Annotated in this window: 6 protein-coding genes; 5 read left to right on the forward strand and 1 reads right to left on the reverse strand. The window is 32.4% G+C overall.

Annotation, left to right across the window (positions count from 1 at the left end; all coding sequences use genetic code 11):
- On the reverse strand, positions 1-346 hold a 346-nt coding region (locus tag IDG60_RS05800; RefSeq protein ID WP_206160554.1), incomplete at its 3' end, for a DUF309 domain-containing protein.
- 91 nt (positions 347-437) lie between these two features.
- Between IDG60_RS05800 and IDG60_RS05805 the strand changes: the two genes are divergently transcribed.
- The 5 genes from IDG60_RS05805 to srrB all read left to right on the forward strand — a co-directional run.
- Positions 438-1,169, forward strand: coding sequence for a segregation and condensation protein A (locus tag IDG60_RS05805; RefSeq protein ID WP_000273371.1), 732 nt, complete (start codon positions 438-440; stop codon positions 1,167-1,169).
- Positions 1,162-1,704 carry an SMC-Scp complex subunit ScpB gene (scpB, locus tag IDG60_RS05810; protein ID WP_000368656.1) on the forward strand — a complete coding sequence of 181 codons (543 nt, stop codon included), beginning with the start codon at positions 1,162-1,164 and terminating at the stop codon, positions 1,702-1,704. The genes IDG60_RS05805 and scpB overlap by 8 nt, the downstream gene beginning before the upstream one ends.
- Entirely contained in the window at positions 1,697-2,434 is a 738-nt protein-coding gene (locus tag IDG60_RS05815) for a pseudouridine synthase (protein ID WP_103182740.1), read from the forward strand. Before scpB ends, IDG60_RS05815 begins: the two co-directional genes overlap by 8 nt.
- A gap of 132 nt (positions 2,435-2,566) precedes the next feature.
- The gene (gene srrA, locus IDG60_RS05820; protein ID WP_000064078.1) at positions 2,567-3,292 is read left to right on the forward strand and encodes a two-component system response regulator SrrA; all 726 of its coding nucleotides are present in this window, start codon (positions 2,567-2,569) and stop codon (positions 3,290-3,292) included.
- The coding region (srrB, locus tag IDG60_RS05825; RefSeq protein ID WP_156978969.1) for a two-component system sensor histidine kinase SrrB at positions 3,273-4,960 on the forward strand (1,688 nt) is incomplete at its 3' end. The genes srrA and srrB, both read left to right, overlap by 20 nt.

The raw sequence follows: 4,960 nt of genomic DNA on the forward strand, positions 1-4,960 counted from the left end.
CTGGAGTTATTGGTAATATAACAGATGAAAAAGGCTTTGCTGCATTCAATTTTGCAATCTGTTGCTCAATTAACAATTGATAATCATTTAAATTAAGGTATAACGCATCTCTATCTTTAGCATTTTGTATTATTTCTTTAGATTTATTAAAAGACTTATAGGCGCCTTTTAAATTATTGCGGCGATAATGGTAACAAGCAGTTGCAAACAAGATTAAACTAACAACTGCATCTTGCTTACTGTAGTTATTTTCAGCTTTCCATGCATCTTCTAAAATGTCATGACATAGGAAATAATGTTGCTTAGTATGAAATTGATAATAGAAATTTATCAGTGCCTGTTGCATTTTGTTATCACCCCAATTTAAAAGTAAGTTATTTTCATGCTATAATATTTTAGAGAATTATGCACATATGACGCAATACGAGGTAGATATTATGTATGAAGTTAAATTAGATGCTTTCAATGGACCATTAGATTTATTGCTGCATCTTATCCAAAAATTTGAAATAGATATTTATGATATTCCTATGCAAGCATTAACAGAGCAGTATATGCAGTACGTTCATGCAATGAAACAGCTTGAAATTAATATTGCAAGTGAATACCTAGTATTAGCGTCAGAACTCTTAATGATTAAAAGTAAGATGCTATTACCACAATCAACATCAGATATGGATGTTGATGATGACCCACGGGAAGATTTAGTTGGGCGTTTAATAGAATATCAAAATTATAAAGAATATACTGCTATTTTAAATGACATGAAAGAAGAAAGAGATTTTTATTTTACAAAAAGACCGACAGATTTATCTCATTTGGAAACAGATGAATCTTGGGATCCAAATCATACGATTGATTTAACTGAATTAATTGTAGCTTATCAAAGAGTTAAAAATAGAGTTGAGTTAAATACACCTAAATCTGTTGAAATCCGAAAAGAGACATTTACCATTCAACAAGCTACAGAACAAGTGACATCGAGATTGAAAGATAAAGATCATTTTAACTTCTTTAGTCTGTTTACGTTTTCTGAGCCAATTGAACAAGTAGTCACTCACTTTTTAGCTATTTTAGAGATGTCAAAAGCAGGAATAATTAATATTGAGCAACAACGTAATTTTGAAGATATTAACATTATTAGAGGAGTGAACTACCATTTTGGATAATCATGGTATATTAGAGTCGCTTTTATTTACAGCTGGCGATGAAGGTTTAGATGAAAAACAACTATTAGAAATATTAGATATGTCGAAAGACCAACTCGTTGAATTAATTGAAAATTATTCATCACATGGATTAATGATACAACGATTTGGAACGACGTATGTTTTAACGACTAAAAAAGAAGCGGCAACGTATATTGAACAATTAATTGAACAAAAGTCACAAATGAAATTATCACAAGCAGCAATGGAAGTACTATCAATTATTGCTTATAACCAGCCATTATCAAGAAGTGATATTGAATTAATTCGTAGTATCAATTCAGATGGTGCAGTTAAGACATTGATTGCCAAAGGACTAGTTGAGGCTAAAGTGGTTAATGAACAGCGTAGCCAACAGTTAATTACTACTGATTTATTTTTAAATGTATTTGGTATTTCCAATATAGAAGATTTGCCGACAACTGAAGAAGACGATGAAGAAATGGATGCTTTTTTCAGTAATCTAGTCAATCAAAAAGGAGAAAATAATGACTAAAGAATTAGAACGATTACAAAAACGTATAGCTAATAGCGGTTATACTTCAAGACGTAAGGCAGAAACTTTAATTTCTGAAGGAAAAGTGAAAGTGAATGGTACGACTGTCACTGAATTAGGAACAAAAGTGAAGCCATCAGATACGATTGAAGTTGAAGGTATTAAAATAGAACTAGAAGACAAAATTTACATTTTATTCCATAAACCAACTCAAGTGATAACAAGTGTATCTGATGATAGAGGACGTACAGTGGTTACAGATTACTTTAAAGATATAGAAGCACGTATTTATCCTGTTGGTCGTTTAGACTATGATACTTCTGGATTGTTATTACTTACAAATGATGGTGAATTTACTAATTTAATGACACATCCAAGATATCAAATTAAGAAGAAATATGTAGCAAAATTAAAAGGTTACTTAATGAGAAAAGAAGTGAAAGCCCTAGAAAAAGGTATTGAATTAGAAGATGGTATGACGCAACCGGCTGAAGTGAAAGTTAAGAAACAAGATAAAGATAAAAACACAACATTGGTTGAAATTACAATTACAGAAGGTCGTAATCGCCAAGTCAGAAGAATGTTCGAACATTTTGGTCATCAAGTGACGAAACTGTCTCGTATTGAATATGGGCCTTTAAATGTTGTCGGTTTGAATGCTGGTGAAGGACGTGTATTGACGCCTCATGAAGTAAAAGTGATGCGTCATTTAGCAGAACATGGGAAATAATTAAATAAAATATGTATTTATCACAAAGTTTGAGAATTTTTTCACAAAATTTTAGGTTTTTAATAACTGTATGCGCTTTCCTGTGATATAATACTTTTGTAAAGAAAAGCATGTGTGGGAGGTATGACCTGTATGTCGAACGAAATACTTATCGTAGATGATGAGGATAGAATCAGAAGATTACTTAAAATGTATTTAGAAAGAGAATCTTTTGAAATCCATGAAGCAAGTAATGGCCAAGAGGCTTATGAACTTGCAATGGAGAATAATTATGCTTGCATACTACTAGATTTAATGTTGCCTGAAATGGATGGTATCCAGGTGGCAACTAAATTGCGTGAACATAAACAAACACCGATTATTATGTTGACTGCTAAAGGTGAAGAAACAAACCGTGTTGAAGGTTTTGAATCTGGTGCAGATGATTATATCGTCAAACCATTTTCACCAAGAGAAGTAGTCTTAAGAGTTAAAGCACTTCTAAGAAGAACGCAATCTACAACTGTAGAACAAAGCGAACCTCACGCACGTGATGTGATTGAATTTAAACATTTAGAAATAGATAATGATGCACATCGCGTACTTGCTGATAATCAAGAAGTTAATTTGACTCCTAAAGAGTACGAATTATTAATATATTTAGCTAAAACACCAAATAAAGTATTTGACCGTGAACAATTATTAAAAGAAGTTTGGCATTATGAATTCTATGGTGATTTAAGAACAGTTGATACTCATGTTAAACGACTTAGAGAAAAGTTAAATCGTGTGTCTAGCGAAGCTGCGCATATGATTCAAACAGTCTGGGGCGTTGGGTATAAATTTGAGGTTAAATCTAATGATGAGCCGGCTAAATAGTGTCGTAATTAAACTGTGGTTAACTATTATTTTAATAGTGACGACAGTTTTAATTTTATTAAGTATTGCTTTAATTACCTTTATGCAATACTATTTCACACAAGAAACCGAAAATGCCATAAGAGAAGATGCTAGACGTATAAGTTCACTGGTCGAACAATCACATAATAAAGAAGAAGCAATAAAATATAGTCAAACATTAATTGAAAATCCTGGTGGGTTGATGATTATAAATAATAAACATCGTCAATCAACGGCTTCACTTTCTAATATTAAAAAGCAAATGTTGAATGAAGTAGTCAACAACGACCATTTTGACGATGTGTTTGATAAAGGTAAATCTGTTACTCGAAATGTAACGATTAAAGAAAAGGGTTCATCTCAAACATATATTTTGTTAGGCTATCCAACAAAAGCACAGAAGAATAGTCATAGCAAATATAGTGGAGTCTTTATATATAAAGACTTGAAATCAATCGAAGATACAAATAATGCTATTACGATTATCACTATAATTACGGCTGTTATTTTCTTAACAATTACAACAGTCTTTGCGTTTTTCTTATCGTCAAGAATTACAAAACCTTTAAGACGTTTAAGAGACCAAGCTACACGTGTATCTGAAGGGGATTACTCTTATAAACCTTCTGTCACAACGAAAGATGAAATTGGTCAATTATCGCAGGCATTTAATCAGATGAGTACAGAAATCGAAGAGCATGTCGACGCATTATCCACATCTAAAAATATTAGAGACAGCTTAATTAACTCTATGGTAGAAGGTGTCCTAGGTATTAATGAGAGTCGACAAATTATCTTATCTAATAAGATGGCGAATGATATTATGGACAATATTGATGAAGATGCTAAAGCTTTCTTATTAAGACAAATTGAAGATACTTTTAAATCAAAACAAACGGAAATGCGTGATTTAGAAATGAATGCACGATTCTTTGTTGTGACCACAAGCTATATCGATAAGATTGAACAGGGAGGTAAAAGTGGTGTTGTTGTGACAGTTCGTGATATGACTAATGAGCACAATCTAGATCAAATGAAGAAAGATTTCATTGCTAATGTATCACATGAATTACGAACACCTATATCATTACTACAAGGTTATACTGAATCAATTGTAGATGGTATTGTTACAGAACCGGATGAAATAAAAGAATCGCTCGCCGTTGTCCTTGATGAATCGAAACGTTTAAATCGATTAGTTAATGAATTGTTAAATGTCGCACGCATGGATGCTGAAGGGTTATCCGTAAATAAAGAAGTTCAGCCTATTGCAGCGTTACTAGATAAGATGAAAATTAAGTATCGCCAACAAGCTGATGATTTAGGTCTAAATATGACTTTTAATTATTGTAAGAAGCGTGTTTGGAGTTATGATATGGATCGCATGGACCAAGTACTAACGAACTTAATTGATAATGCATCACGTTATACGAAACCTGGAGATGAAATTGCAATTACTTGTGATGAAAATGAAAGCGAAGATATTTTATACATTAAAGATACAGGCACAGGCATTGCACCAGAACATTTACAACAAGTATTTGATCGTTTTTATAAAGTTGATGCAGCGAGAACGCGAGGTAAACAAGGTACCGGTTTAGGTTTGTTCATTTGTAAAATGATTATCGAAGAGCATGGTGGTTCCAT

It is taken from the genome of Staphylococcus sp. EG-SA-2 (assembly GCF_017152085.1).